Annotated in this window: 20 protein-coding genes, 1 tRNA gene and 1 pseudogene; 14 read left to right on the top strand and 8 right to left on the bottom strand. The window is 74.4% G+C overall.

Annotated elements, in window-relative coordinates; all coding sequences use genetic code 11:
- Positions 1-52 precede the first annotated feature (52 nt).
- From CBZ_RS07425 to CBZ_RS07415, 4 genes are all read right to left on the bottom strand, one after another.
- Positions 53-706 (bottom strand): ABC transporter ATP-binding protein, encoded by a 654-nt coding sequence (locus tag CBZ_RS07425; RefSeq protein ID WP_165446692.1) that lies wholly within the window; start codon positions 704-706, stop codon positions 53-55.
- The gene (locus CBZ_RS20800) at positions 697-1,680 is read right to left on the bottom strand and encodes a peptidoglycan-binding protein (protein ID WP_165446691.1); all 984 of its coding nucleotides are present in this window, start codon (positions 1,678-1,680) and stop codon (positions 697-699) included. Before CBZ_RS20800 ends, CBZ_RS07425 begins: the two co-directional genes overlap by 10 nt.
- Before the next feature lie 23 nt (positions 1,681-1,703).
- Positions 1,704-2,324, bottom strand: a complete 621-nt coding sequence (locus CBZ_RS07420; RefSeq protein ID WP_130780940.1) for a hypothetical protein — start codon at positions 2,322-2,324, stop codon at positions 1,704-1,706.
- Between the two features lie 90 nt (positions 2,325-2,414).
- Positions 2,415-2,729, bottom strand: coding sequence for a hypothetical protein (locus CBZ_RS07415; protein WP_130780939.1), 315 nt, complete (start codon positions 2,727-2,729; stop codon positions 2,415-2,417).
- Positions 2,730-2,957: 228 nt separating this feature from the next.
- On the opposite strand from CBZ_RS07415, the gene CBZ_RS07410 reads away from it, so the two are divergent.
- Positions 2,958-3,239: a DUF7674 family protein gene (locus tag CBZ_RS07410; RefSeq protein WP_130780938.1), complete on the top strand. Its 282-nt coding sequence runs from the start codon at positions 2,958-2,960 to the stop codon at positions 3,237-3,239.
- 170 nt (positions 3,240-3,409) lie between these two features.
- On the opposite strand, the pseudogene CBZ_RS07405 reads toward CBZ_RS07410, so the two are convergent.
- The 3 genes and pseudogenes from CBZ_RS07405 to CBZ_RS07395 form a co-directional block, all read right to left on the bottom strand.
- Positions 3,410-4,568, bottom strand: a pseudogene (locus CBZ_RS07405) (IS3 family transposase).
- Positions 4,569-4,834: 266 nt separating this feature from the next.
- Positions 4,835-4,907 (bottom strand) — tRNA-Arg (locus CBZ_RS07400).
- A gap of 85 nt (positions 4,908-4,992) precedes the next feature.
- Positions 4,993-5,646 carry a FadR/GntR family transcriptional regulator gene (locus CBZ_RS07395; protein ID WP_130780937.1) on the bottom strand — a complete coding sequence of 218 codons (654 nt, stop codon included), beginning with the start codon at positions 5,644-5,646 and terminating at the stop codon, positions 4,993-4,995.
- A 164-nt stretch (positions 5,647-5,810) separates the two neighbouring features.
- Here CBZ_RS07395 and argS point away from each other — a divergent pair, with 164 nt between their 5' ends.
- From argS to CBZ_RS07345, 9 genes are all read left to right on the top strand, one after another.
- Positions 5,811-7,490, top strand: coding sequence for an arginine--tRNA ligase (argS, locus tag CBZ_RS07390; RefSeq protein WP_130780936.1), 1,680 nt, complete (start codon positions 5,811-5,813; stop codon positions 7,488-7,490).
- Positions 7,487-8,926, top strand: coding sequence for a diaminopimelate decarboxylase (gene lysA, locus CBZ_RS07385; protein ID WP_130780935.1), 1,440 nt, complete (start codon positions 7,487-7,489; stop codon positions 8,924-8,926). The genes argS and lysA overlap by 4 nt, the downstream gene beginning before the upstream one ends.
- Positions 8,927-9,471: 545 nt before the next feature.
- Positions 9,472-10,575, top strand: a complete 1,104-nt coding sequence (locus tag CBZ_RS07380) for a heme/hemin ABC transporter substrate-binding protein (RefSeq protein WP_130780934.1) — start codon at positions 9,472-9,474, stop codon at positions 10,573-10,575.
- A gap of 170 nt (positions 10,576-10,745) precedes the next feature.
- Positions 10,746-11,759, top strand: a complete 1,014-nt coding sequence (locus CBZ_RS07375; protein WP_165446693.1) for a FecCD family ABC transporter permease — start codon at positions 10,746-10,748, stop codon at positions 11,757-11,759.
- The gene (locus CBZ_RS07370) at positions 11,756-12,559 is read left to right on the top strand and encodes a heme ABC transporter ATP-binding protein (protein ID WP_130780933.1); all 804 of its coding nucleotides are present in this window, start codon (positions 11,756-11,758) and stop codon (positions 12,557-12,559) included. The genes CBZ_RS07375 and CBZ_RS07370 overlap by 4 nt, the downstream gene beginning before the upstream one ends.
- Positions 12,556-13,755 carry a hypothetical protein gene (locus CBZ_RS07365; protein ID WP_130780932.1) on the top strand — a complete coding sequence of 400 codons (1,200 nt, stop codon included), beginning with the start codon at positions 12,556-12,558 and terminating at the stop codon, positions 13,753-13,755. Before CBZ_RS07370 ends, CBZ_RS07365 begins: the two co-directional genes overlap by 4 nt.
- The gene (locus CBZ_RS20795; protein ID WP_165446690.1) at positions 13,752-15,077 is read left to right on the top strand and encodes a hypothetical protein; all 1,326 of its coding nucleotides are present in this window, start codon (positions 13,752-13,754) and stop codon (positions 15,075-15,077) included. The genes CBZ_RS07365 and CBZ_RS20795 overlap by 4 nt, the downstream gene beginning before the upstream one ends.
- A 72-nt stretch (positions 15,078-15,149) precedes the next feature.
- Positions 15,150-16,787: an HtaA domain-containing protein gene (locus tag CBZ_RS07350; protein WP_130780929.1), complete on the top strand. Its 1,638-nt coding sequence runs from the start codon at positions 15,150-15,152 to the stop codon at positions 16,785-16,787.
- 262 nt (positions 16,788-17,049) lie between these two features.
- Positions 17,050-18,105, top strand: coding sequence for a WxL protein peptidoglycan domain-containing protein (locus CBZ_RS07345; RefSeq protein ID WP_130780928.1), 1,056 nt, complete (start codon positions 17,050-17,052; stop codon positions 18,103-18,105).
- A gap of 88 nt (positions 18,106-18,193) precedes the next feature.
- Here the strand turns inward: CBZ_RS07345 and CBZ_RS07340 are convergent, their stop codons facing one another.
- Positions 18,194-18,856, bottom strand: coding sequence for a biliverdin-producing heme oxygenase (locus tag CBZ_RS07340; protein WP_130780927.1), 663 nt, complete (start codon positions 18,854-18,856; stop codon positions 18,194-18,196).
- A 220-nt stretch (positions 18,857-19,076) separates the two neighbouring features.
- Between CBZ_RS07340 and CBZ_RS07335 the strand changes: the two genes are divergently transcribed.
- The 4 genes from CBZ_RS07335 to CBZ_RS07320 form a co-directional block, all read left to right on the top strand.
- Entirely contained in the window at positions 19,077-20,417 is a 1,341-nt protein-coding gene (locus CBZ_RS07335) for a homoserine dehydrogenase (protein WP_130780926.1), read from the top strand.
- On the top strand, positions 20,417-21,508 hold the full coding sequence (thrC, locus tag CBZ_RS07330) for a threonine synthase (protein WP_130780925.1): 1,092 nt from the start codon (positions 20,417-20,419) through the stop codon (positions 21,506-21,508). Before CBZ_RS07335 ends, thrC begins: the two co-directional genes overlap by 1 nt.
- Positions 21,509-21,516: 8 nt before the next feature.
- Positions 21,517-22,527 carry a homoserine kinase gene (thrB, locus tag CBZ_RS07325; protein WP_130780924.1) on the top strand — a complete coding sequence of 337 codons (1,011 nt, stop codon included), beginning with the start codon at positions 21,517-21,519 and terminating at the stop codon, positions 22,525-22,527.
- Between the two features lie 276 nt (positions 22,528-22,803).
- Positions 22,804-23,090: Rho termination factor N-terminal domain-containing protein (locus CBZ_RS07320; RefSeq protein ID WP_174768644.1), on the top strand; the 287-nt coding region annotated here is incomplete at its 3' end.

Here is a 23,090-nt window from a genome sequence, read left to right as displayed (position 1 = left end):
GCCGCAAGCCGAACGGGCCACACACGTGCGGACGGGGGAGACGAGGCGCGGTTCATCGCGCGACGCCGGCGGCTTCGTCTTGCAGCTGTCCGTCGCGTAGGTACAGCACCTGGTCGCAGCGGGCCGCAGCGCGCTCGTCGTGCGTGACGAGCACCAGGGTGCGCCGAGCGGAGGCGAACATCGCGTCGAGGACGACGTCGGTGGTGGCGGCGTCGAGCTGGCCGGTGGGTTCGTCGGCGAACAGCACCGGGCGGCGTGAAGCGAGCGCTCGAGCGATCGCGACGCGTTGCGCTTCACCACCTGACAGGACGGCTGCGCGCTCACCGATCCGGTCAGCCAGTCCCATGTCGGCCAGGGCCGTCAACGCACGGTCATGCGCCTGCGCCGGGGTGGCGCCGTCGAGGAACGCCCCGAGGCGAACGTTGTCCTCGACCGTTCGGTCGGGCAGCAGCGAGACGGTCTGCAGCACCCACGTGGATACCTCACGCGGGGTGTGCTGGGCACCCCGCTCGTCGATACACGTGAACTGGCCGTCCTGCGGGCGCAGCAGCCCGCCAAGCAGCGACAGCAGGGTCGTCTTGCCGGAGCCGGACGGGCCGACGATCGCGGTGGTCGAACCCGAGGGAAGATCGCAGGACAGGTCGGCCAGGACGGGTCTAGTGGCCCTGGGGTAGGTGAAGCTGACGTGGTCGGCGGTTACGCGCACGACAGGTCCGTGCGGGTGTGGCGAGGATCGGCCAGGACCGGCGTCCCGACCAGCTCGGGGTCGACGTCCACTAGCCCGAACGACCCTTGTTCGGCGGCGATCTGGATGGGGTTCCCGTCTACGCCCGGGAAGAAACACGCGGTGCCGTCGTCGTCGATGACGACCGCGGACGCGGGTACGGTCCCTACCTGGCGGGCGACCGTTGCGGCGACCGTTGCCGTAGCGGTTGGTTCGCCGGCCATCGCCTCACGCACGGCGGTGACGTCGGTGGGGACGGTGATGTGTGTGACGGTCGCCGGCAGCGGCACCTTCGCGCCTCCGACCGTCAGGGTTCGGTCGGTGTCGGCGGCCGTCGTGGTGACGACGATCTGGTCCCCTGAGGTTGCGGTCGTGTACAGGTCGCCTTGGGGGCCAATGACGTCTCCGACGTGCACGTGCACTTCCTGCGGTGCGCCGCTGCCTTCGGGAACCCACTGCAACGAGCTGACGCTCAACGTCGAGCTGTCCCCGCGTCCGTGGGCCTTGTTGAACTCGAGGATCGCCCGGGTAGTGGCCTGGCCCACCTCTCCGTCGGCGCGGGACAGGTGGCCCTCGGTGACGAGCAGGCGTTGTGCGGTCGTCACGTCGTCTCCGCTCATGCCAGCGCCGATGTCCCGGTACAGGGGCGCAGGTGCGACGTACGCGACCACGGGTGCACCGTCGACGCTCATGACCGTGTCCCCGCTGGTGAGGGGCGCGCCCACAGTGAGCGAGAGCTGTGTGATGGTGCCGGTGGCCTGCGTGCGCACGACTTGGGTGCTCGCCGGGACCCAGGAGACGGTCGCGGTCTGCGTGTCGAGACGTTCAGCTCTGCCAACGGTCGCGATGATCGGTTCTTGCGGGGTGTTCGAGTCCAGCGGTGAGCGCATGAGCGTCACGACGGCGAGCCCCGCACCGACGGCGAGCGGTATTGCGAGCCCGAGCGCCAGCGCCACGGTGGCGACGCCCGCCCGTCCTTTCACCACGCCTCGATCCCGGCTTCGGCCAGGCAGTTCACCGACCCTGTGTCGCGCATCGTCTGGGAGGCCAGCTCGGCGAGCTCGTGACCGGTCGCGTTCGGGTCGGTCTTGACGCCGTTGTCCTCGAGGCATGCCTGGATCACGGGCGCCTGCTGCTCGACGAACTTCTCAGCGGACTCTAGCGATGACGGTTGCAGCTGGTAGGCGCGGCTGACGTAGATGTACTCCTTGTCGTCGCACGCCGCGATCTGGGCGTCGATGTCCTCATCGCCGTCAGTGCCGGTCTGCACGGCATACCCCGGGATGACCAGGCCATGGGACACCTGCTGCTCGTCGTACTGAGCGTCGAGTCCCGCTTCCTGCATACAGACGACGGTCCGGCGGGCAGCTTCGCGAGCCGCTTCAATGGGCACCGTGCGCTTCTCGACCGCTTCGCGCAGCGTGGCGAGCTGCTCGTCACTAGCGCCGGCCTCTTCCGCTTCAGCAAGAACGTCAGCGAAGACAGCATTCGGGTCAGTGCTGGGCGAGGCGTCGTCAGGGGCGGTGGAGCAGGCTGCCGCGCCGAGCAGCACCGCGCACACCAGCAGGAGCAGCCGCGTCGTCTTCATGGTGCCGTGCACGTCCTTCGTAGTGGTTGGCGACTCGAGGGTAGTGGTGGCGCTGGTGCGACAGGCCATCGCCGATCGCACCAGCGCACGTGCACTGGCAGGTCAGGCGTGCCAGGCGTTGTACTGCGTGATGCCGTTGCCGGTGCGCGACACCGACGTCGCCGCGAAGATCGGCGCGTACGTCGTCGACCCCACCTTGACGCCGAGGCCGACGTCCTGCGCGCAGCCGCCGTCGTCGACCGTCACCCGGGTGGAGGTGGCGATCGTGGCGACGCTGCACCCGTCGATGGTGAGCAGTGCGCACTCGTTCGCCGTGCGCCATCCAGCTTGGAACGCCGCCTGCGCGGCCGTCATCCCGAGGGACAGCGTGGCTGCCGTCGCGAGGACGACGATGGAACCGCGTGTGATGCGTCGCATGGGTACCCCTGTCTTGTCGAAAGTCGAATGACTGGTGTTGGGAACGCTCTTACGGGTTGCTGCACGCGAAAGGGTACAGCGGCAATCACCCCTTCTGAGGCGGTTTGACCTGCTCATTTGGTGTCTCACGACGGCCACGGATTTGACCAGGGATCGACGTTTGAAAGCCGACCACCTTGGATCCGGCGAGCACTCGGTGGGGCTCGCGTTGTGTTGCACACGGGCACCGTGCTGATTGCCGAGCGCTTCGTCGACGAGCTGCTGGCGGCGGCTCCTCAAGTGGGCGTCCTGGTGACGGAGAACCGCGATCCGGATGACGGCATGGTTCTCCTGCACCTGCTGCTACATGACCTCCTGCGTCTGGCCGTTTCGGCCTTCCGCGCCGGCGACGCGGCCCTGGTGACGAGCATCCTCGTTGTGACAGAGCGCGGCTTTCGCGACGGTGACGAGTACGTGCGCAATGCCAGTCGCCGTGTCGTTCGTCGAGCACGGCGGGGCCAACGCCGCTGAGACGGACGAGCTGCTGGCGCCGTGGCCTCCGCTGATCAGGGCGGCACTGGGTCGGTAGCGGCGGCGCACATCACGGCGGGTTGCCGATGTTCCGACACTTCCATGCGTGAGCGCACATGGGACGTCTGTCCGACGAGCGGGTCTGGTGCACGAGTAGGTGACAGCGGGTCTCAGGCGGCGAGTGCGACCTGAGGGGTGTTGATGGTCTCGTACTCGATGGGCGTGAGGCGACCGAGGCGGGCTTGGCGTCGGCGGCGGTGGTAGGTCCTCTCGATCCAGGTGATGATCGCCAGGCGTAGTTCGTCGCGGGTGGTCCAGCGGCGTCGGTTCAGGACTTCTTCTGCAGCAGCGAGAAGAACGACTAGGTGGCGGCGTTGTCGCCTGCGGAGGCGACCTGGCCCATCGACCCGACCAGGTCGTGGCGGGTCAGCTCACGCAGGACCTTGCGGCTTCGGAACTGGCTTCCACGATCGCCGTGAACGACGCACCCGGCGACGTTACCGCGGCGTTGCACGGCGCTGGCCAGCGCGTTCACCGCGATGTGTGCGGTCATCCGGTCGCTGATCGAGTAGCCGACGATCCGGTTGGAGAACACGTCCTTGATCGCGCACAGGTAGACCTTGCCCTCGCTCGTTGGGTGCTCGGTGATGTCCCACAGCCACAGCTCGTTCGGCCTGCTCGCCGAGAATCGCCGCAGTACGAGGTCGTCGTGAACGGGCGGGCCGGCCTTCTTGCCACCTCGCGGGCGTCTCTTGCCGAACACCGACCACCACCCGTTGTCCGAGCAGATCCGCCACACCGTGCGGTCACAGGCCACCAGACCGGCACGAGCGGCCTCGTCGGCGAGCAGCCGGTGGCCGAACTCGGGGTCGTCGCGGTGAGCGTCGAACAGCGCGTTCGCGAGGTGCGCCTGCTCGAGCTCACGCGCACCGACCGGCGAGGCGAGCCAGCGGTAGTAGGGCTGTCTGGCGAGCTTGAGGACCCGGCACGTCACCGCAACGGGCACCCCGTCGACGGCGAGCTCACTCACGAGCGGGTAGAGCCTTTTCCCGGCAGCTGCGCCTGCGACAAGTAGGCAGCCGCCCGGCGCAGCACTTCGTTCTCCTGCTCCAGCAGCCGGATGCGCCGGCGCGCGTCGCGCAGCTCGGCCGACTCTGAGGCGGCCACGCCAGGACGGTTGCCCTCCTCGACGTCAGCATCACGCAGCCAGTTGCGCAGACACGACTCCGCGATCCCGAAGTCATGAGCGATCTGCTTGATCGGAGCCTCACCACGACGGGCGACCGCCACGACATCCCGACGGAACTCCTTCGGATAGGGCCTGGGCACGGTGCACATCCTTCCAGCGGGGACCTCGTCCCCACAGGTCAGGTTTCACCTATCCGTGCAGCAGACCCTGTGTCGCGGCGGCCGCCCGAGGTGTGTCGGCGACGAGGAGCGCCACATGGGTCGAGGAGCCCGCTGGTCGGAGCCAGCTCCGCCGCGACGCGGAACCTGCTCACTGCTCGAAATGACCTCTGAACTGCTCGGACGGTCCGTCGAAACGGAGACGACAAAGGCCGCACGTCGCTCGGCGACGGTGCGGCCCTCAGACGTGCGCCCGATAGGATTCGAACCTACGACCTTCTGCTCCGGAGGCAGACGCTCTATCCACTGAGCTACGGGCGCATGACCGGGACGCAGACGTACCGGTCAGGAAGCGAGCGTCAGCGTATCAGCCGTCGCGGCTCGCCCGGCAACGCGGACGGAGCCGTCACGGCTCGCCGAGCAACGTCGACAGGTACCCCGAGGTCTCCGCGACGGCCCGCTCGTCGTCGCCGGCGACGATGGCCTCGACCAGGCCGTCGTGCGAGTCGTGACCGTGCGCGTCGGTGACGAAGTTGAACCGGATGTTCTCCCCGATGGCGTCGAGCAGGTTCTCGTACAGCGACGCGAGGACGGGGTTCGCGGCGGTCCGCACGATGACGCGGTGCAGGTCGAGGTCGGTGACGACCATCGCGTCGATGTCCCCGGCGCGGTAGGCCACGGCGCGCGCGTCACGGGCGTCGAGCAGGGCGGACGCGTCGGTCGCGGTGCGGCGCCGGGCGGCGAGGCGGGCGGCCTCGACCTCCAGGGCGCGGCGCACCTCGACGACGTCGCGCTGCCGGGCCTCGGCGATGTGCCGGCCCATCGTGACGGCCATCTCCGACGTCGACAGCACGTAGGTGCCGGATCCCTGGCGGCGTTCGAGCAGGCCGGCGTGCACGAGCGACTGCACGGCCTCGCGCACCGTGTTGCGGCCGACGCCGAGCAGGTCGACGAGCGCGGGCTCGGGAGGGATGCGGGAGCCGACGGGCCACTCGCCGGCGGAGATGCGGCTGCGGAGTGCGTCGACGGCGGTGTCGATGAGTCCGGGGCGTCGCGCCATGGGCCTCAGGTTCCCTGTCCTGGCATGGGCGCAGTCAACACCGGCGCGTGGGCGGACGCCACCGTTTCGGCTGGTCGGCGCGCCGTGTCGCCCGCCGGACGGGGAGGCGTACCGGTACCGATAACGGGATCGGGCGCGCACCGGCCGTCCCCTACCCTTGACGGGTGACTCCCGCCCAGCTCTCCGAGGCCCTGAGGGCCGCTCTCGTGCACGCCGTCGACGACGGCACGTTCGCCCTGGACCCGGCCGCCGTGCCGGCCACCGTGCACCTGGAGCGACCGCGGCAGCGTGAGCACGGCGACTGGGCGACGAACGTCGCGATGCAGCTCGCGAAGAAGGCCGGCTCGAACCCGCGGGCGTTCGCCGAGGAGCTCGCGCGCCGGCTGCAGGAGACGCCCGGCGTCGCGTCCGTCGAGGTCGCGGGGCCGGGGTTCCTCAACATCCGCCTCGACGCGGCGGCCGCGGGCGAGCTCGCGCGCTCGATCGTCGAGCTCGGGCCGGAGTACGGGCAGAACGACTCGCTGGCCGGCACGCGCCTCAACCTCGAGTTCGTCTCGGCGAACCCGACGGGACCGCTGCACATCGGCGGCGTGCGCTGGGCGGCCGTCGGCGACAGCCTGGCCCGCGTGCTGCAGGCGTCGGGCGCCGACGTCACGCGCGAGTACTACTTCAACGACCACGGCGCGCAGATCGACCGGTTCGCGCGCTCGCTCGTCGCGCGTGCGCTGGGTCAGGCCGCCCCGGAGGACGGGTACGGCGGCTCGTACATCACGGAGATCGCCGAGCAGGTCGTGGCCGACGCGCTCGCGGCGGGCGAGCCGGACCCGCGCACGCTGCCGCTCGACGAGGCCACCGAGGCGTTCCGGGTGCGCGGCGTCGACCTGATGTTCGCCGAGATCAAGCAGTCGCTGCACGACTTCGGCGTCGACTTCGACGTGTACTTCCACGAGGACTCGCTGCACGAGTCGGGCGCCGTCGACCGGGCCGTCGAGCGGCTGCGCGCCGGCGGTCACGTCTTCGAGCAGGACGGTGCGGTGTGGCTGCGCACGACCGACTTCGGGGACGACAAGGACCGCGTCGTCATCAAGTCCGACGGCGAGGGCGCCTACATCTCCGGCGACATCGCCTACTACCTCGACAAGCGGGAGCGCGGGTTCGACCGCGTGCTGCTCATGCTCGGGGCCGACCACCACGGCTACATCGGCCGGATGATGGCGGTGTGCGCGGCGTTCGGCGACACCCCGCACGTCAACCTCGAGATCCTCATCGGGCAGCTCGTCAACCTCGTGAAGGACGGCCAGCCGGTGCGCATGTCGAAGCGCGCGGGCACGGTCCTGACGATCGACGACCTGGTCGACGCGGTCGGCGTCGACGCGGCCCGGTACTCGCTCGCGCGGTCGTCGGCGGACTCGGCGATCGACCTCGACCTCGACCTGCTGGCGTCGGCGAAGAACGAGAACCCGGTCTTCTACGTGCAGTACGCGCACGCCCGGACCGTCAACGTGGGCCGCAACGCGGCCGAGGCGGGGGTCCGCAAGGAGGACGGGTTCGACGCGTCGCTGCTCGACCACGAGTCGGAGGCCGTGCTCATCGGCCAGCTCGCGGAGCTGCCGCGCGTCGTCGCGCAGGCCGCCGAGCTGCGCGAGCCGCACCGCGTCGCGCGCTACCTGGAGGAGCTCGCCGGGGCGTACCACAAGTGGTACGACCAGCGCCGGGTGACCCCGTTCGGCGACGAGGAGGTCACGGACGTGCACCGCACGCGCCTGTGGCTCAACGACGCGACGCGCCAGGTCATCGCCAACGGGCTCGGGCTGCTCGGCGTCAGCGCGCCGGAGCGCATGTGAGCGCTGCGGGGGCCCCACGGCCCCACGGGCACCACCACGCCCCGACGACGATCCCCGGCGAGCCGTGGTCGACGGGCGTGGAGCGCGGGCCCGACGGCGCGGTGAGCGTCGGCGGCGTCGACGTGCGCGCGCTCGCGGCCGCGCACGGCACCCCCGCGTACGTGCTCGACGAGCACGACCTGCGGATCCGTGCGCGCGCCTACCGTCGCGCGTTCACCGAGGCGTTCGCGCAGGTCGGCGCGGAGGTCGACGTGTACTACGCCGGCAAGGCGTTCCTCTCGGTCGCGGTCGCGCGCTGGGTGTACGCCGAGGGCCTGCGCGTCGACACGGCGTCGGGCGGCGAGCTCGCCGTCGCGCTGCGGGCCGGCGTGCCCGGCGCCGACATCGGGCTGCACGGCAACAACAAGTCCGACGCCGAGCACGCGGCCGCGCTCGACGCGGGCGTGGGCCGGATCATCGTCGACTCGCTCGTCGAGATCGAGCGCCTGGCCGACACCGTCGCAGCCCGCGGGGGAGACCCCGCGCCCGTCATGGTGCGCGTGACGACCGGCGTCCACGCGGGCGGGCACGAGTACATCTCGACCGCGCACGAGGACCAGAAGTTCGGCCTCTCGCTCGCGCCGTCGACGGGCACCGCGGACACCGTCGCGGACGCCGACGACGACAGCCCCGCGATGACCGGGCTGCTCGCCGTGCTGGCACGCCCGGAGCTGCGCCTGCTCGGCATCCACTCGCACATCGGCTCGCAGATCCTCGACCCGTCGGGGTTCGCCGTGGCGACCCGCGCGGTCCTCGCGCTCCGCGCCCGGCTCGCCCGCCGGACGGGGGTGCTCGTCGACGAGGTCGACCTGGGCGGCGGGTACGGCATCGCCTACCTGCCGGGCGAGGTCGCGCTCGACCCCGACCGGATCGCCAAGGAGATCGCGGCGTCGGTCGAGCAGAGCGCCGCCGACCTGGGCACCGACCTGCCGCGGTTCTCCATCGAGCCGGGGCGCGCGATCGTCGGGCCCGCGGGCCTCACGCTCTACACCGTCGGGACGGTCAAGCCCGTGCGGGTCGACGACGGTCGGACCCGGCTGTACGTCTCGGTCGACGGCGGGATGAGCGACAACATCCGGCCCGCGCTGTACGGCGCGCACTACCACGCGGAGGTCGTCGGGCGGCTGTCGTCGGCCGAGCCCGTGCTGGCGCGCGTCGTCGGCAAGCACTGCGAGAGCGGCGACGTCGTCGTGCACGAGGTCCGGCTGCCCGGCGACGTGCGCGCGGGCGACCTGCTCGCGGTCGCGGCGACGGGGGCGTACGGGCGGTCGATGGCGTCCAACTACAACCTGCTGACGCGTCCGCCGGTCGTCGCGGTGCGCGACGGCGCCTCCCGGGTGCTGGTCCGCCGCGAGACGGTCGACGACCTCCTGGCCCTCGACGTCGGCGACGCCTGACCCCCTCCTGACCCGTCGTCAGGCGTCCTGACCCGTCGTCAGGGGTCCTGACCGTCGTCACGCGTCCTGACCCGTCGTCACCCGTCCTGACCCGGACTTGCCCGCCCTGACCCGACCTCGTCCCGCCTCGCCCCGCCCGCGACCCCGTCCTGGTGACCGGTCGGCAGGCCGACGTGGGCGTGACGACGGGGTCGTCCGCCTGTGCGGGCCCGCCCGCCTCCGCGACCCCGTCCTGGTGACCGGTCGGCCGGTCGGTCCGGGCGTGAGGACGGGGTGGGCGGCGCGTGGTGCATCGGCGGGTGCGACCCCGTCCTGGTGACCGGTCGTCCGGTCGGTCCGGGCGTGACGACGGGGTCGCGACCGTGAGGGCCGGGTCGGCGCGGCGGGATGACGGCGGCGTGGCGCCCGGGCGGCCGGTTGCCGGCGGCGGGACCTGTGTCCCATGCCACACCCGCACCCGTTTGATAGGTGAGGCTTACCTGAGTTAGGTTCACCTCAGTGACGCGGCCCGCGTCGCGTTCTTGCTGGTGGATGGGGTTGATGACGTGCGCGCGGGGACCCGACGGCCCGAGCGCAGGGGGCTCGCAGCGCTCGTCGCGCTGCTCATCACAGCCGGTTGCTCGACCGGCACCGTGGCGGCCGACGGCACACCCGACGGAGGTGTCCGGCTCGCCGACGTCACGACGCTCGACGACCCGCGCACCGCCGAGGGCCCGTCGACGGCCGTCGTCGCCGACGCCGCCGTGCGGCCGATCACCGACGACCCGCACCCGCAGCTGCCCGTCACCGTCACCGACGCGCAGGGCACCGCGGTCACCGTCACCGACACCAGCCGGATCCTCGCCCTCGACGTCTACGGGACCCTCGCCCGCACCGTCTTCGAGCTCGGCCTCGGCGACAGCGTCGTCGGCCGCGACGTGTCCTCGCAGTTCGCCGAGGTCGCCGACCGTCCGCTCGTCACGCGCGGCGGTCACGACCTGTCCGCGGAGGCGATCCTCGAGCTCGCGCCCACGGTCGTCGTCACCGACACGACCCTCGGGCCGTGGGACGTCGTCCTGCAGGTCCGCGACGCCGGCATCCCCGTCGTCGTCGTCGACGCCCACCGCGAGGTCGGCGGCGTCGGCGACCTCGTCCGCCAGGTCGCCGCCGCGCTCGGCGTGCCCGACGCGGGGGAGACGCTCGCGACCCGCGCGCAGGGCGAGGTCGACGCGAAGATCGCGGAGATCGCCGCCGTCGCACCCGCCGACCCCGCCGCTCGGCTGCGCGTCATGTTCCTGTACGCCCGCGGCCAGGCGGGCGTCTACTACCTGTTCGGCGAGGGGTCCGGCGCCGACTCGCTCGTCGAGGCCGTCGGCGCGGTCGACGTCGCCGGCGAGATCGGCTGGGAGGGCATGCGCCCGCTCAACGACGAGGGCCTCATCGCCGCCCGGCCCGACGTGATCCTCATGATGACCGACGGCCTCGCGTCCGTCGGCGGCGTCGACGGGCTGCTCGAGCGCCTGCCCGCGGTCGCCAGCACGCCCGCGGGACAGAAGCGGCGCGTCGTCGACGTGGCCGACGCGCAGGTCCTGAGCTTCGGGCCCGCGACCGCCGACGTCCTCGACGCCCTCGCGGTCGCGCTGTACGCACCCGCGGAGGCGGGGGCGTGAGCGCCACGACGACCGGCGACACGACGGGCGACGTCGTGACGACCCCCGTGAGCGCCGCGGTCGAGGGCCCGACCGCGCGCGAACCGGCAGGTGCACCTCGGGGGGACGCCTCGGGCGACTCGACGACCGGGAGCGTCGCGCGGCCCGCACGTCGGTGGCGTCGGGTCGGGCTGTTCGGCGGCCTGACCGTCGCCCTGCTGGTCCTCGCCGTCGTCGCGGCGGGCAGCGGCCAGCTGCACGTCCCGCCGGCCGAGGTCGTCGGGTCGCTGCTGCACCGCCTCGGCCTCGACGCGGGCACGGTGCCGACGCACCCGAACGGCGACGCCGCGCTGTGGAGCGTGCGGTTCCCGCGCATCGTCATGGCGGTCCTCGTCGGCGCGGCCCTCGCGACCGGCGGTGCGGTGCTGCAGGGCGTGTTCGGCAACCCGCTCGCCGAGCCGGGCGTGGTCGGGGTCTCGTCGGGCGCGGCGGTCGGCGCGTGCCTCGCCATCGTCACGGGGTGGACGTTCGCGGGGACGTGGACGGTCGCGCTGCTCGCGTTCGTCGGCGGGCTGGTCGCCACCGGGGTCGTCTACGCGACGGCTCGCGCGGGCGGCCGGACCGAGGTCGTGACGCTCGTCCTCACCGGGGTCGCGGTCAACGCCGTCGCGGGCGCCGCGGTCGCGTTCCTCACGTTCCTCGGTGACACGCAGGCGCGCGAGCAGATCGTGTTCTGGCAGCTCGGCTCGCTCAACGGCACGCGCTGGGTCTACGTCGCGGTCGTCGCGCCGCTCGTCGTGATCGGCGTCGCGGGCTCGTTGCTGCTGGCCCGTCGGCTCGACCTGCTGGCGCTGGGGGAGCGGTCCGCTCGGCACCTGGGCGTCGACGTCGAGCGGCTGCGCATCACCGCGGTCGTCGTCGTCGCGGTGCTCACCGCCGCCGCGGTCGCGTTCTGCGGGGTCATCGCGTTCGTCGGGCTCGTCGTCCCGCACCTCGTGCGGATGGCCGTCGGGCCCGGTCACGCGGTCCTCGTGCCCGCGTCCGCCCTGGGCGGCGCGACGCTGCTGCTCGGTGCCGACCTCGTCGCCCGCACCGCAGTCCCCTACGCGGACCTGCCGATCGGCATGCTCACCGCGCTCGTCGGCGGACCGTTCTTCTTCTGGCTCATCCGCCGGACCCGCGCGAGCGCCGGAGGGTGGGCATGAGCGTCCTGCTGCGCGCCCGCGGCGTGCGTCTCGCGTACGGGCGGACGGTCGTGCTCGACGGCGTCGACCTCGACGTCCGCGCCGGGGAGGTCGTCGCGCTCGTCGGTCCGAACGGCGCCGGCAAGTCCACGCTGCTCGGGGTCCTCGCGGGCGACCCGCGCCCCGACCGCGGCCAGGTGCTGCTCGACGACGTCGACGTGCGCCGCCGCCCGCTCGCCGAGCTCGCGCGCCGTCGCGCGGTCATGCCGCAGGAGCACCGCGTCTCGTTCCCGTTCCGCGTCCGCGAGGTCGTCGCGATGGGACGCCACCCGTGGCGCGGCACCGCGCGCGAGGACGCCGACGAGCGCGTCGTGCAGGCCGCGATGGACGACGCCGACGTCCTCGCGCTCGCCGACCGCACCCACCCGACGCTGTCCGGCGGCGAGCGGGCCCGCGTCGCGTTCGCCCGGGCGCTCGCGCAGGAGGGCGCGGTCCTGCTGCTCGACGAGCCGACCGCCGCGCTCGACGTCCGCCACCAGGAGGCCGTCCTCGGCCGTGCCCGGGCTGCCGCACGCGACGGCGCCGGGGTCGTCGTCGTGCTGCACGACCTCACGCTCGCAGCCGCGTACGCCGACCGCGTCGTCGTGCTCGACCACGGCCGGGTGCGCGCCGACGGGCCGCCGCGCGACGTCCTCACCGCCGCCCTGCTCAGCGACGTCTACCGGCACCCCGTCGAGGTCGTCGAGCGGCCCGGCGCCGCGCCCGGGTCGGCCGAGCTCGTCGTCCTGCCCGTCCGCACGACCGCGGAGGTCCCCGCATGACGCCCGCCCACCGCCTGCTCGCGGGCCTGCTCGCGCCCGTCGCGCTGCTCGGCACGCTCCTCGCGACCGCCCCGGCCGCGCACGCCGCCGCCCGCGTCGACGTGCAGGTCGAGGGCGGCACGCTGCGCACCGACGGCCCGACGACGCTCACGGTCCGCGGTTCCGGCTTCCAGTCCGTGCAGGGCGGGTTCGGCGGCATCTACGTCGTGTTCGGGTGGGTCGACGACCCGCGCGGCGGCACCTGGCGGCCGTCGAACGGCGGCCAGACGGGGGAGGACCTGCGCTACGTGCCCGACAGCGAGTCGGCCGACAACGCCGGTCACCAGCGGTTCGTCGCGTTCCCCGGCTCGGACACCGCGGCGGCCGCGAACGGCGGGGTCCTCGCGGCCGACGGGTCGTGGAGCACGACGCTCGTCGTCCCCGGCGCCCGGTTCTCCGCGGTCGACCGGTCCGGCGCCGCGACGACCGTCGACTGCACGACCGTGACCTGCGGGGTCATCACCCTCGGCGCGCACGGCGTGAAGAACGCCGCCAACGAGACGTTCACGCCGCTCACCTTCGGCAGCGCGCCCGCGGACCCGGCGCCCGCCGCCGACGCACCCGCCGACGCGACGGCCCCCGCGCTCGGCGCCACCGCCGTCGAGCCCGTGAGCGCGACCGTCGGCGTCGACCGGGCCACTGCCGTCGTGGGCCGCGCGATGGGCTTCACCGGCCAGGGGTTCCTGCCGGGCGAGCAGGTCGTCGGCACCGTCGACGACGGGCGCCTCGCCGTCGGCCCGCTCACCGCCGGGATGCACGGCGAGGTCGCCGGCTTCGTCGAGCTGCCCGCCGACCTGCGCGCCGGGACTCACGTCCTGCGGCTCACCGGCGCCGGCTCGGGGGCCGCGCCGCAGACCGAGTTCACCGCGACGAAGGACCCGGCCGTCGTCTCCGCGCAGGAGGCCGCCGAGGCAGCCGCCGCCGACGCGCAGGCCGACGCGGGGTGGTCACCGGTCGAGATCGCCGTCGGCGTCGCCGCGCTCGTCCTGCTCGCGGTCGTCGTCTCGTCGGCCGTGACTGCCGGACGCCGCCGCACCGAGCGTCGCCGCGCGGCGAGCGGAGCGACCGACGACCTCGCCGACGCGCGGGCCGAGAAGGACCACGCCACCGTCGTGCTGCCCACCGTCGACGCCGCGCCGGCAGGAGGCCACCGATGACCGCCCGACCCGCCCGCTCCGCCCGGGGCTCTCTCGGTGCCCGCGGGGCGCGGCTGCGTCGCCGCCTGGCTGCGTCCGCGCTGCTCGGCCTCCTCGCCACGGCCGTCGCCGTCCCCGCGCTCGCCGCCGACGGTCCGTCGGGCGGCACGGACCTGACCGTGTCGGTCGTCGTGCCCGAGTCGCGCGACCGTGCCTTCGAGGTCCGCGACGCCGAGCTCCTGTGGTCGCTCAACGCCGAGACGGGGGCCGCCGCCCCCGCGGGCGGCTGCCACTTCCTCATGGCGGGGCGGCCCGGCGCGACGGGTGACGCGGGCGGCTCGCACGTCTGGACCGCGGCGGACGGGCTGTACCGCGCGCAGGACGGCCCGGTCCGGGTCCGGGTGCCCGACGGCAGCGCGGACGGTCGCGCCGCGTCGTGGGACACGCGGTGCAGCACGCCCGGCGGGACACCGGTGCGGGGCGACGCGACGTCGCAGGCACGCGTCTCGGTGACGGGCGGCACGGGCGTCGTCGACCCTGTCGCGGGCACGGCTCGCGTCACGTGGTCCGGCACGTTCACGGTCGTGTTCTACGGCGGCCTGACGTACTGGTGGGCGAGCGACCCGGTGCTCGAGGTCCGGCCCGACGGCACGGGCACGCTCACGGCGCTCGTCGGCGGGTACGCGACGTCCCGCGAGGACACGTCGGTGTGGGCGCCGCTCGCGCCGCGGCAGGTCGTCCTCGCCGACCTCGAGCGGGTGCCGACGGGCGCGACGACGGGCTTCACCGTGACCCCGCGCTACCTGGGCGTCACGGCCGCCGCGCCCGACCAGGTGGCGCGGACCGACGCGAACGCCGGGGTGTGGGGTGCGTTCCCGGCGTCGTTCGTGCAGTTCCAGCAGCTCACCGGGCAGGGACCGTACTGGTACACGTCCGGCGGCGAGGCCGACCGTCGGAAGGTCGCGTCGCCGCTCGTCGTCCGCTGGACGGCGGGGCAGGCGGTCGACGACGAGACGCTCGCCGCCGCGCCGGCGCCGACCACGGCGACCGCAGGCGGGACCGGTACGACGACCGGCTCGACGTCGGCACCCCGATCCCGCGCGGCCACGGCCGCCGCGCCGACCGCGGCCGACCCCGTCGCCGCCGTCCCCGGTGTCACCAGCCAGTCGTTCTCCGGCCCGCGCACCCCGCTCGTCACCGCCGTCGCCACGACCCTCCGCGACGACCCCACGGTCACGGGGCTCGGCGTCGCCGGGCTGCTCCTCGGCACGTCCGGTGCCGTCCTCGGTTTCCGGCGCGGGTGGCTCGTGCTGCCCGGCCGCGGCAGGATCCCTGCGCCCTGAGCGCGAGGACGGGCCGACCGGCCCACGCCCGACCGGGGGGGCGGGCAACACCACCAGCATCAAGGGGAGACGATGCACACAGCACGTACGCGCGGCCGTCGGGCCGCCGTCGTCGGGCTCACCGCGCTCGCGGTCGGGCTCGGCGGGGTCGCCGTCGGCCTGCCGGCGCAGGCCGCAGCCGGTGACCCGACGGACGGGACCCTGGAGTGGGGCTTCCGTCAGTCGTTCCGGAACTACGTCGGCCGGCAGACCGCCGCGCTGCCGCCGATCGGCGCGGTGCCGGTCGGGCAGCGCATCACGGTCCTCGCGCCGGCGCAGTTCGACGTCGACGGCACGCCCGCCGTCCCGGAGAACACCGCGACGCCCAACGAGACGCTGCCGTACCTGCTGCCCGTCACGGGCGGCTCGGTGACGTCGGCCGACGACCTGCGGGTCGAGTCCGCGGGCGGCGCGGTCTTCGCGTTCCCGTCGCACGCGTTCACCGTCACGGTCACGGACGTGGCCGTCGTGGTCAGCGGCGGCGTGGGCTCGCTCGTCGGCGACCTGTCGGTCGTCATCCCGGAGAACAACCTCGGGTACACGGCCGGGACGTACGGCGGCGACGACGTCGTCCTCGGCACGGTCACGGACGTCGACGTCACCCTGACGGCGCAGTCCGTCACGGTGTCGGGCACGGGTGTGGCCCTCACGGCCGACGGTGCCGCCGCCCTGCAGAACTTCCTGCAGGAGGGTGCCGCGCTCGACGACTTCACGGTGACCGCGGACCGCGAGTCGGCCACGGCCCCCGTGTGGAGCCCGCAGATCACGGTCTCGAAGACCAGCGGGTTCGACCCCGCCGGGACCGAGACGGTCACCGTCACGGGCACCGGGTTCGACCCGGCCGCCAACCTCGCGACGGGCCGCCCGCCGGTCGCGAACGGCCAGCCGACCGGCGTCTACGTCGCGTTCGGCCGGTTCGCCGACGTGTGGCGCCCGTCCGCCGGCGCCGCGTCCGCGGCCCGTCCCGTGACGAGCCAGAAGTGGGCGCTGCCCGAGCCGTCCTACACGCAGGTCGGCACCGACTACCCGAGCCAGGCGCCCGCGCTCGTCGTCCTGCAGCCGGACGGCTCGTTCACCGCCCAGCTCGACGTCAAGGCCGCGGCGCAGACGACCGGCACCTACGGCGTCTACGTGTTCGCCGCGGGCGGTGCGGCCGCCAACGCCGCGCAGGAGCTGTTCGTCCCGCTGTCGTTCGCGGGCGACCTCGACGTCGACGTCACGGTGCCCGAGACGCCTGTCGACCCGGGGGCGTTCTCGTGGACCGTCGCGGGGTCGGGCGCGGTGTCGCTCGGGACCGCGACCGCCGGCGACGCCGCGTTCACGGCCGTCGGCGCGCTGCCCGCGATCACGGTGTCCGACACACGCCCGGCGTCGCCGGGCTGGTCGATCACCGGGTCCACCGGGCGGTTCGCGTCGGCCGACGGCACGGCGTCCTTCCCGGGCTCGCGCCTCGGCTGGGCCCCGCACGTGACCGGCTCGGTCGCCGCAGCCGGTGCCGCTGTCGCCCCCGCGGCCTCGGGCGGCCTCGCCGCCGGGTCCACGCTCGCGTTCGCCCCGGCGGGGTCGACGTCGGGCGCGGTCACCGCCGGTGCCGACCTCACGCTCAGCCTGCCGCTGGACACCCCCGCGGGCGCCTACTCCGGCGTCCTCACCCTCACCGCCGTGGGCTGAGCCCCTCGTGCACGACGCTCCCTCCCCCCGCACGCCGGTGGTCCCGGCGCCCGGTCCGTCCCTCGTGACGGTCCGCGGCGCCGGGGTCGCCCGGCGGCTGCCGCACCGACGGCGCTCCACCCGCCGTGCACTCGCCGCGCACGTCGCGGCCACGGCCGCCACTGCCGTCCTCGCCGCCGGGATCGTCGCCGTCCTGGCGGCCGTCCCGGCCATCGGGACCCCCGCTGCGCCCCCAGCGCGCTCGACGCCCACAGCGCCCCTCATGCCCGCCGCCCACGCCTCGGCCCTCGCCTCGCTCGGCACGGCTGCGGCTGCGCGTGGAACCTCTGTCGCGCCCCGCGCGACGGACCTTCCACACGGCGTCCCCACCGGCGTCGAGACCGCGGCGGCGCTCGCGGAGGTCCTCGCCGACACGACCGGCGACGTCGCCTGGTCGCTCGCGCCCGCCGACGGCCCGCTCGGCGCGGGTCGCGCCAACTTCTCCTACGACGTCGCCCCCGGTGACGTCGTGCACGACGCCGTCGTCGTGACGAACCGCTCCGACGCACCCCTGACGCTCACCGTCTACGGGACGGACGCGTTCACCACCCCCGCCGGGCACCTCGACCTGCTGACGGCCGACGAGGAGCCCGCCGACCTCGGCGCGTGGCTCGCGCTCGACGTGCCGGGCGGTCAGGTCGTCGTCGAGCCGCGCGCCTCGACGACGGTCCCGTTCGTCCTGACGGTCCCCGCCGACGCCGCCCCAGGCGACCACGCCGGGGGAGTGGTCACGTCCTTCCTCTCCGCCGCGACGGGCTCGACGGTCGCGCGCGACAACCGCCTCGCGCTGCGCGTGCACGCCCGTGTCGCCGGTGACCTGGCGCCGGGCCTGAGCGTGCGGGACGTCCGCGTCCGCTACGAGGGCACGGCGAACCCGTTCGGGGCGGGCCGGACGGTCGTGACGTACCGCCTGGTCAACACGGGCAACGCCCGGCTGCTGCCGGCGGAGGCCGTGACGGTCGCGGGCCCGGGTGACGTCGGTGCGCGGACGAGCCCGGTGACGGCCCTGCCGGAGGTGCTCGCGGGCTCGTCGCTGGAGCGCGAGGTCGTGCTGCCGGGGGTGCGTCCGACGGTGCGCCTGACGGCGGACGTCGCGGTGACCGGCGAGGTCGTGGGGATCGGGGGCGGGGACACCGCCGCGGACCGGTCGAGCGCGGCGACGTGGGCCGTCCCGTGGACGCTCCTGGTCGTCGTGCTCCTGGTGGTCGCGGGAGCGGTGGCCGTCCCCCTCGTCCGCTCCCGCGGGCGGACCGGCGAGGACCGGGCGCCGAGGTCGTGACGTCCGGTCGAGGTCGCCGGCTGCGGCTGACGACCTCGGCCCGGAGTGACGACCTCGGCCCGGAGTGGCGACCTCGACGTCGCCCGCGTCAGCGGACGTGCACCGCGCCCAGGTCGGCGAACATCGCCTGGTTGAGCCGGAACGCGAGGCGCGCCTCCTCGACGACGGCGGCGCGCTGGCCGGGCGTGAGGTCGAGGGCGTCGAGGCGCTCGCGGTAGACGTCCTTGAACGGCTTGAGCTTGTGGATCTGCGGGAAGTCGTAGAACGTCAGCCCGGCGCCGGACAGCCCGTAGTGCCGCTCGATCATGCGCTGCAGGATCTGCCCGCCGGACAGGTCGCCGAGGTAGCGCGTGTAGGCGTGCGCGGCGTAGGCGGGCAGGTCGCCGGCGACGGCGTGCAGCCGCTCGACGTATGCGGTGGTCGCGGGCAGGGTCCGGACCTGGTCGCGCCAGGCCGGTCCGAGCAGGTGGGCGAGGTCCGCCTCGATCGCGGGCACGCGCTCGAGCTCGTCGAACACGAGGGCGCCGTCGTCGCCCGCGGCGCGCAGGGCGGCCCCGGCGGCCTCGAGCGCGGTGTAGACGGCGAGCTGCTGGGCCGCGAGGTCGGTGTACGCGGCGACGTCGAGCCGCCCGCTGACGAGGTGCTCGACGAACGGCGAGCGCTCGGCGTTCTCGTGGTCCTCGCGGGTGCCGGCGCGCAGCGCGGCCGAGAGCGGGGTGGTGAGCACGTGCTCGTCGGTCGGTGCGCTCATGGTGGCGGCTCCTCGTCGGATGCTGCGGAGACTGCGGATGCTGACAGGTCGTCAGCACCCCGACCCTAAGCCAGGTAAGCCTGTCCTAACAAGACGCCCGTCCAGCAGGTGGTCAGGCCGGAGCCTGGACGGGCGATCCGACCCCCGGGGCGCCCCCTCTATCCTGGGCGGCGTCACGCGCCGCGCAGGCGTGTGGCCCCACCGACCGAAAGGCCCGCCCGTGGTCCCGTCGCCCGACTCCCGTCCGCCCCTGCGCGTCGCCGTGCTCGGCTGCGGCGTCGTCGGGACGGAGGTCGTGCGGCTCCTCACGACGCAGGCCGACGACCTCGCCGCCCGCGTCGGCGCGCACCTCGACCTCGTGGGCGTCGCGGTCCGCGACGTCGACGTCGAGCGGGACCCGGTCGTCGACCGGGCGCTGCTCACGGCCGACGGCACCGCGCTCGTCGAGAAGGCCGACGTCGTCGTCGAGGTCATGGGCGGCATCGAGCCGGCCCGGTCGCTGCTGCTGCACGCGATCGAGCACGGCGCGTCCGTCGTCACCGCCAACAAGGCGCTGCTGGCCCAGCACGGCCCGACGCTGTACGCCGCGGCCGACGAGGCGGGCGTCGACCTCTACTTCGAGGCCGCCGTCGCGGGCGCCATCCCGATCGTGCGGCCCGTGCGGGAGTCCCTCGCGGGCGACCACGTGCGCCGCGTCCTCGGCATCGTCAACGGCACGACCAACTACGTGCTCGACCGCATGACGTCCGAGGGGCTCGACCTCGACCAGGCGGTCAAGGAGGCGCAGGCCCTCGGGTACGCGGAGGCCGACCCGACGGCCGACGTCGAGGGCTACGACGCCGCCGCGAAGGCCGCGATCCTCGCCTCGCTCGCCTTCCACACCCGCGTCTCGCTCGACGACGTGCACCGCGAGGGCATCACCGCCGTCACCGCCGACGACGTCGAGTGGGCCGCCCGCACCGGCCACGTCATCAAGCTGCTCGCGATCGCCGAGCGCGGCGAGGACGCCGACGGCACCGCCGGGGTCCTGGTGCGCGTGCACCCCGCGCTGCTGCCGCAGGCGCACCCGCTCGCCGGTGTGCGGGGCGCGTTCAACGCCGTGTTCGTCGAGGCCGAGTCCGCGGGCGAGCTCATGTTCTACGGGCGCGGCGCGGGCGGCGTCCCGACCGCGTCTGCCGTGCTCGGCGACGTCGTCTCGGTCGCCCGGCACCGCGTGCTGGGAGGGCGGGGCCCGGTCGAGTCGTCCTACGCCGACCTGCCGGTCCTGCCGACCGCGGTCGCCCGCACGCGCTACCAGGTGCGGCTCGAGGTGGCCGACCGCCCGGGCGTGCTCGCTCAGGTCGCCGCGGAGCTCGCCTCCCGCGGGGTGTCCATCGAGGCGGTACGGCAGTCGCCGTCCGTCGAGGGCGCCCCCGCCCGCGGAGACGCGTCGGCCGTCGCGCACCTCGTCATCACCACGCACACCGCCCCCGACGCCTCCCTGCGTGCCACCGTCGACGCCGTCGCCGGCCTCGACGTGGTGCGCAGCGTGGTCTCCGTCCTGCGAGTCGAAGGAATCTGATGGCCCACCAGTGGCGCGGCGTGATCGCCGAGTACGCCGACCGTCTGCCCGCGCACGTCCAGGAGACGGTGGTGACCCTCGGCGAGGGCGGCACCCCGCTGATCCCCGCGCCGGTGCTGTCCGAGCGCACGGGCGCCGACGTGCACGTGAAGTTCGAGGGCATGAACCCCACGGGCTCGTTCAAGGACCGCGGCATGACGACCGCGATCTCGGCGGCGGCGGCGCGCGGCGCGAAGGCGGTCGTGTGCGCGTCGACGGGCAACACGTCGGCGTCGGCCGCCGCGTACGCGACCCGCGCGGGCATGCTCTGCGCGGTGCTCGTGCCGGACGGCAAGATCGCGATGGGCAAGCTCTCGCAGGCGATCGCGCACGGCGCGCGGCTGCTGCAGGTCGACGGCAACTTCGACGACTGCCTCATCGCGGCCCGCAAGCTCGCGGAGGCGTACCCCGTCGACCTGGTGAACTCGGTGAACCCGGACCGGATCGAGGGCCAGAAGACGGGCGCGTTCGAGATCGTCGACGCGCTCGGCGACGCCCCCGACATCCACGTCCTGCCGGTCGGCAACGCGGGCAACATCACCGCGTACTGGAAGGGCTACCGCGAGTACGCGGGCCTCGACGCGGGGGCCGCGCACACCGCCGTCGCGACGCGCACGCCCGTCATGTGGGGCTTCCAGGCGGCCGGGGCCGCGCCCATCGTCAAGGGCCACCCGGTCGACGAGCCGGAGACGATCGCGACCGCGATCCGCATCGGCAACCCCGCGTCCTGGCAGCAGGCCGAGGAGGCGCGCGACGTCTCGGGCGGGCTCATCGAGGCCGTCACGGACCAGCAGATCCTCGCCGCCCACCGCATCCTGTCGGCCGAGGTCGGCGTGTTCGTCGAGCCGGCGTCGGCCGCGGGCGTCGCGGGGCTCCTCGCGCTCGCCGAGCAGGGCCGCGTGCCCGCCGGCGCGCGCATCGCCATCACCGTCACGGGCCACGGCCTCAAGGACCCGCAGTGGGCCCTCAAGACCCCCGAGGGTCACGACGTCGAGCCCGTGCGGGTGTCCGCGGACGTCGTGTCCATCGCGTCCGCCCTCGGCCTGGACTGAGGCCCGCGATGCGGCTGGGTGCGGACCACGTCCGCGTCCGCGTCCCCGCGACGAGCGCGAACCTCGGCCCGGGCTTCGACGCGCTCGGTGTCGCCCTGACGCTGCACGACGAGCTCGAGGTGCGCGCGCTCGGCACGTCGGGCGTGCGGGTCGAGGTCACCGGCGAGGGCGCGGGGGAGGTGCCCGACGACGAGTCGCACCTCGTCGTCCAGGCGCTGCGCGCCGCGCTCGACCACGTCGGCGCCCCGCAGACCGGCCTGCACCTGGTCTGCCACAACCGCATCCCGCACGGGCGGGGGCTCGGCTCGTCCGCCGCCGCGGTCGTCGCGGGGATCGTCGCGGCGCGCGCACTGGTCGCCGAGCCGGAGTCGCTCGACGACGCCGTCGCCCTGGCGCTCGCGACGCAGATGGAGGGCCACCCCGACAACGCCGCGCCCGCGCTGCTCGGCGGCGCGACGGTCGCGTGGACCGACGCCGCGGGCGGGGTCGACGCCGCCCGGATCGCCGTGCACCCCGACGTCGTCCCCGTGGCGGTCGTCCCCGCGACGCACCTGTCGACGAAGGCGGCCCGGGGTGTCCTGCCGGCGACCGTCCCGCACGGCGACGCCGCGTTCCAGGCGGGCCGTGCCGCGCTCCTCGTCGAGGCCCTCGGACGTCGGCCTGACCTGCTGCTCGCCGCGACCGAGGACCGGCTGCACCAGCAGTACCGCCGCCCCGTCATGCGCCACTCGATGGCGCTCGTCGACGTCCTGCGCGCGGCGGGCGTGCCGGCCGTCGTCTCGGGTGCGGGGCCGACGGTCCTCGCGCTCGCACGCCGGGTCCCGGGCGCCGCGGAGGTGCCCGACGGCGGGCGCACGGGCGCCGGTGACGGGGTCGTCGTCGCGACCGACGCCGACGACGCGCTGCGCGACGCGTTCGGCGGCGTCATGGGTGGATGGCGGATCCTGCCGCTCGCCGTGGACACCATCGGCGCGCGGGCCGAGCGGGTCGCTGACCTCGCGGACCGCCCGATCGGGTGACGTCCGACGGGTGCGGGAGCACGGGGCTGAGCGGGGAGCCGCGGTGGTAGCATCGACGCGTTCCCCGGACCTCGTCCTCCGGGTCGCCCGCGCCGCCACGTGCCCGGGCTCACCCCGCGAGTCGACCACCCGGGAACGATCCAGCCCACGAGCGCAGATGTCGCAGACGTCGTCGAACGCGCCGTGCCGCTCCACTTCCGTCCCGGTCGTCTGACCGGGACCCGGCCGCACCCCCGTCCCCGCGGGAACGGCCACCGACGAGGGGAAGGGTCCTTCGTGACAGACACCATCGATCCCGCCGTGACGCCGTCCGGCGGGTCCGCCCGCGCCGGCTCCATCACCGCGCTGCGCCTGCCCGAGCTGCAGGCCCTCGCGTCGGAGCTCGGCGTCAAGGGCACCTCGAAGATGCGCAAGGGCGACCTGGTCGAGGCGATCACCGCCGCCCGTGGGGGCGCCCGCTCCCACGCGCTCGACGAGCCGCGCCGCGCGGAGGCCGTCGCGGTCGCCGAGGCGCCCGTGCGCGAGCGCCGCCGCCGCGCCCCGCAGGCGGCCCAGCCGGAGTC

The organism is Cellulomonas biazotea, assembly GCF_004306155.1.
GTDB classification, from domain to species: Bacteria; Actinomycetota; Actinomycetes; order Actinomycetales; family Cellulomonadaceae; genus Cellulomonas; species Cellulomonas biazotea.
Note: the sequence above shows the minus strand (reverse complement) of the source record. Positions and strands in the feature narration are given on the sequence as shown.

Coding starts and splice junctions, on each gene's coding strand:
- CBZ_RS07415 (WP_130780939.1), bottom strand. CDS start 2,729: ATGCGACGCATCACACGCGGTTCCATCGTCGTCCTCGCGACGGCAGCC.
- CBZ_RS07395 (WP_130780937.1), bottom strand. CDS start 5,646: ATGGCGCGACGCCCCGGACTCATCGACACCGCCGTCGACGCACTCCGC.
- CBZ_RS07370 (WP_130780933.1), top strand. CDS start 11,756: ATGAGCGTCCTGCTGCGCGCCCGCGGCGTGCGTCTCGCGTACGGGCGG.
- CBZ_RS07365 (WP_130780932.1), top strand. CDS start 12,556: ATGACGCCCGCCCACCGCCTGCTCGCGGGCCTGCTCGCGCCCGTCGCG.
- CBZ_RS20795 (WP_165446690.1), top strand. CDS start 13,752: ATGACCGCCCGACCCGCCCGCTCCGCCCGGGGCTCTCTCGGTGCCCGC.
- CBZ_RS07350 (WP_130780929.1), top strand. CDS start 15,150: ATGCACACAGCACGTACGCGCGGCCGTCGGGCCGCCGTCGTCGGGCTC.
- CBZ_RS07345 (WP_130780928.1), top strand. CDS start 17,050: ATGCCCGCCGCCCACGCCTCGGCCCTCGCCTCGCTCGGCACGGCTGCG.
- CBZ_RS07340 (WP_130780927.1), bottom strand. CDS start 18,856: ATGAGCGCACCGACCGACGAGCACGTGCTCACCACCCCGCTCTCGGCC.
- thrC (WP_130780925.1), top strand. CDS start 20,417: ATGGCCCACCAGTGGCGCGGCGTGATCGCCGAGTACGCCGACCGTCTG.
- thrB (WP_130780924.1), top strand. CDS start 21,517: ATGCGGCTGGGTGCGGACCACGTCCGCGTCCGCGTCCCCGCGACGAGC.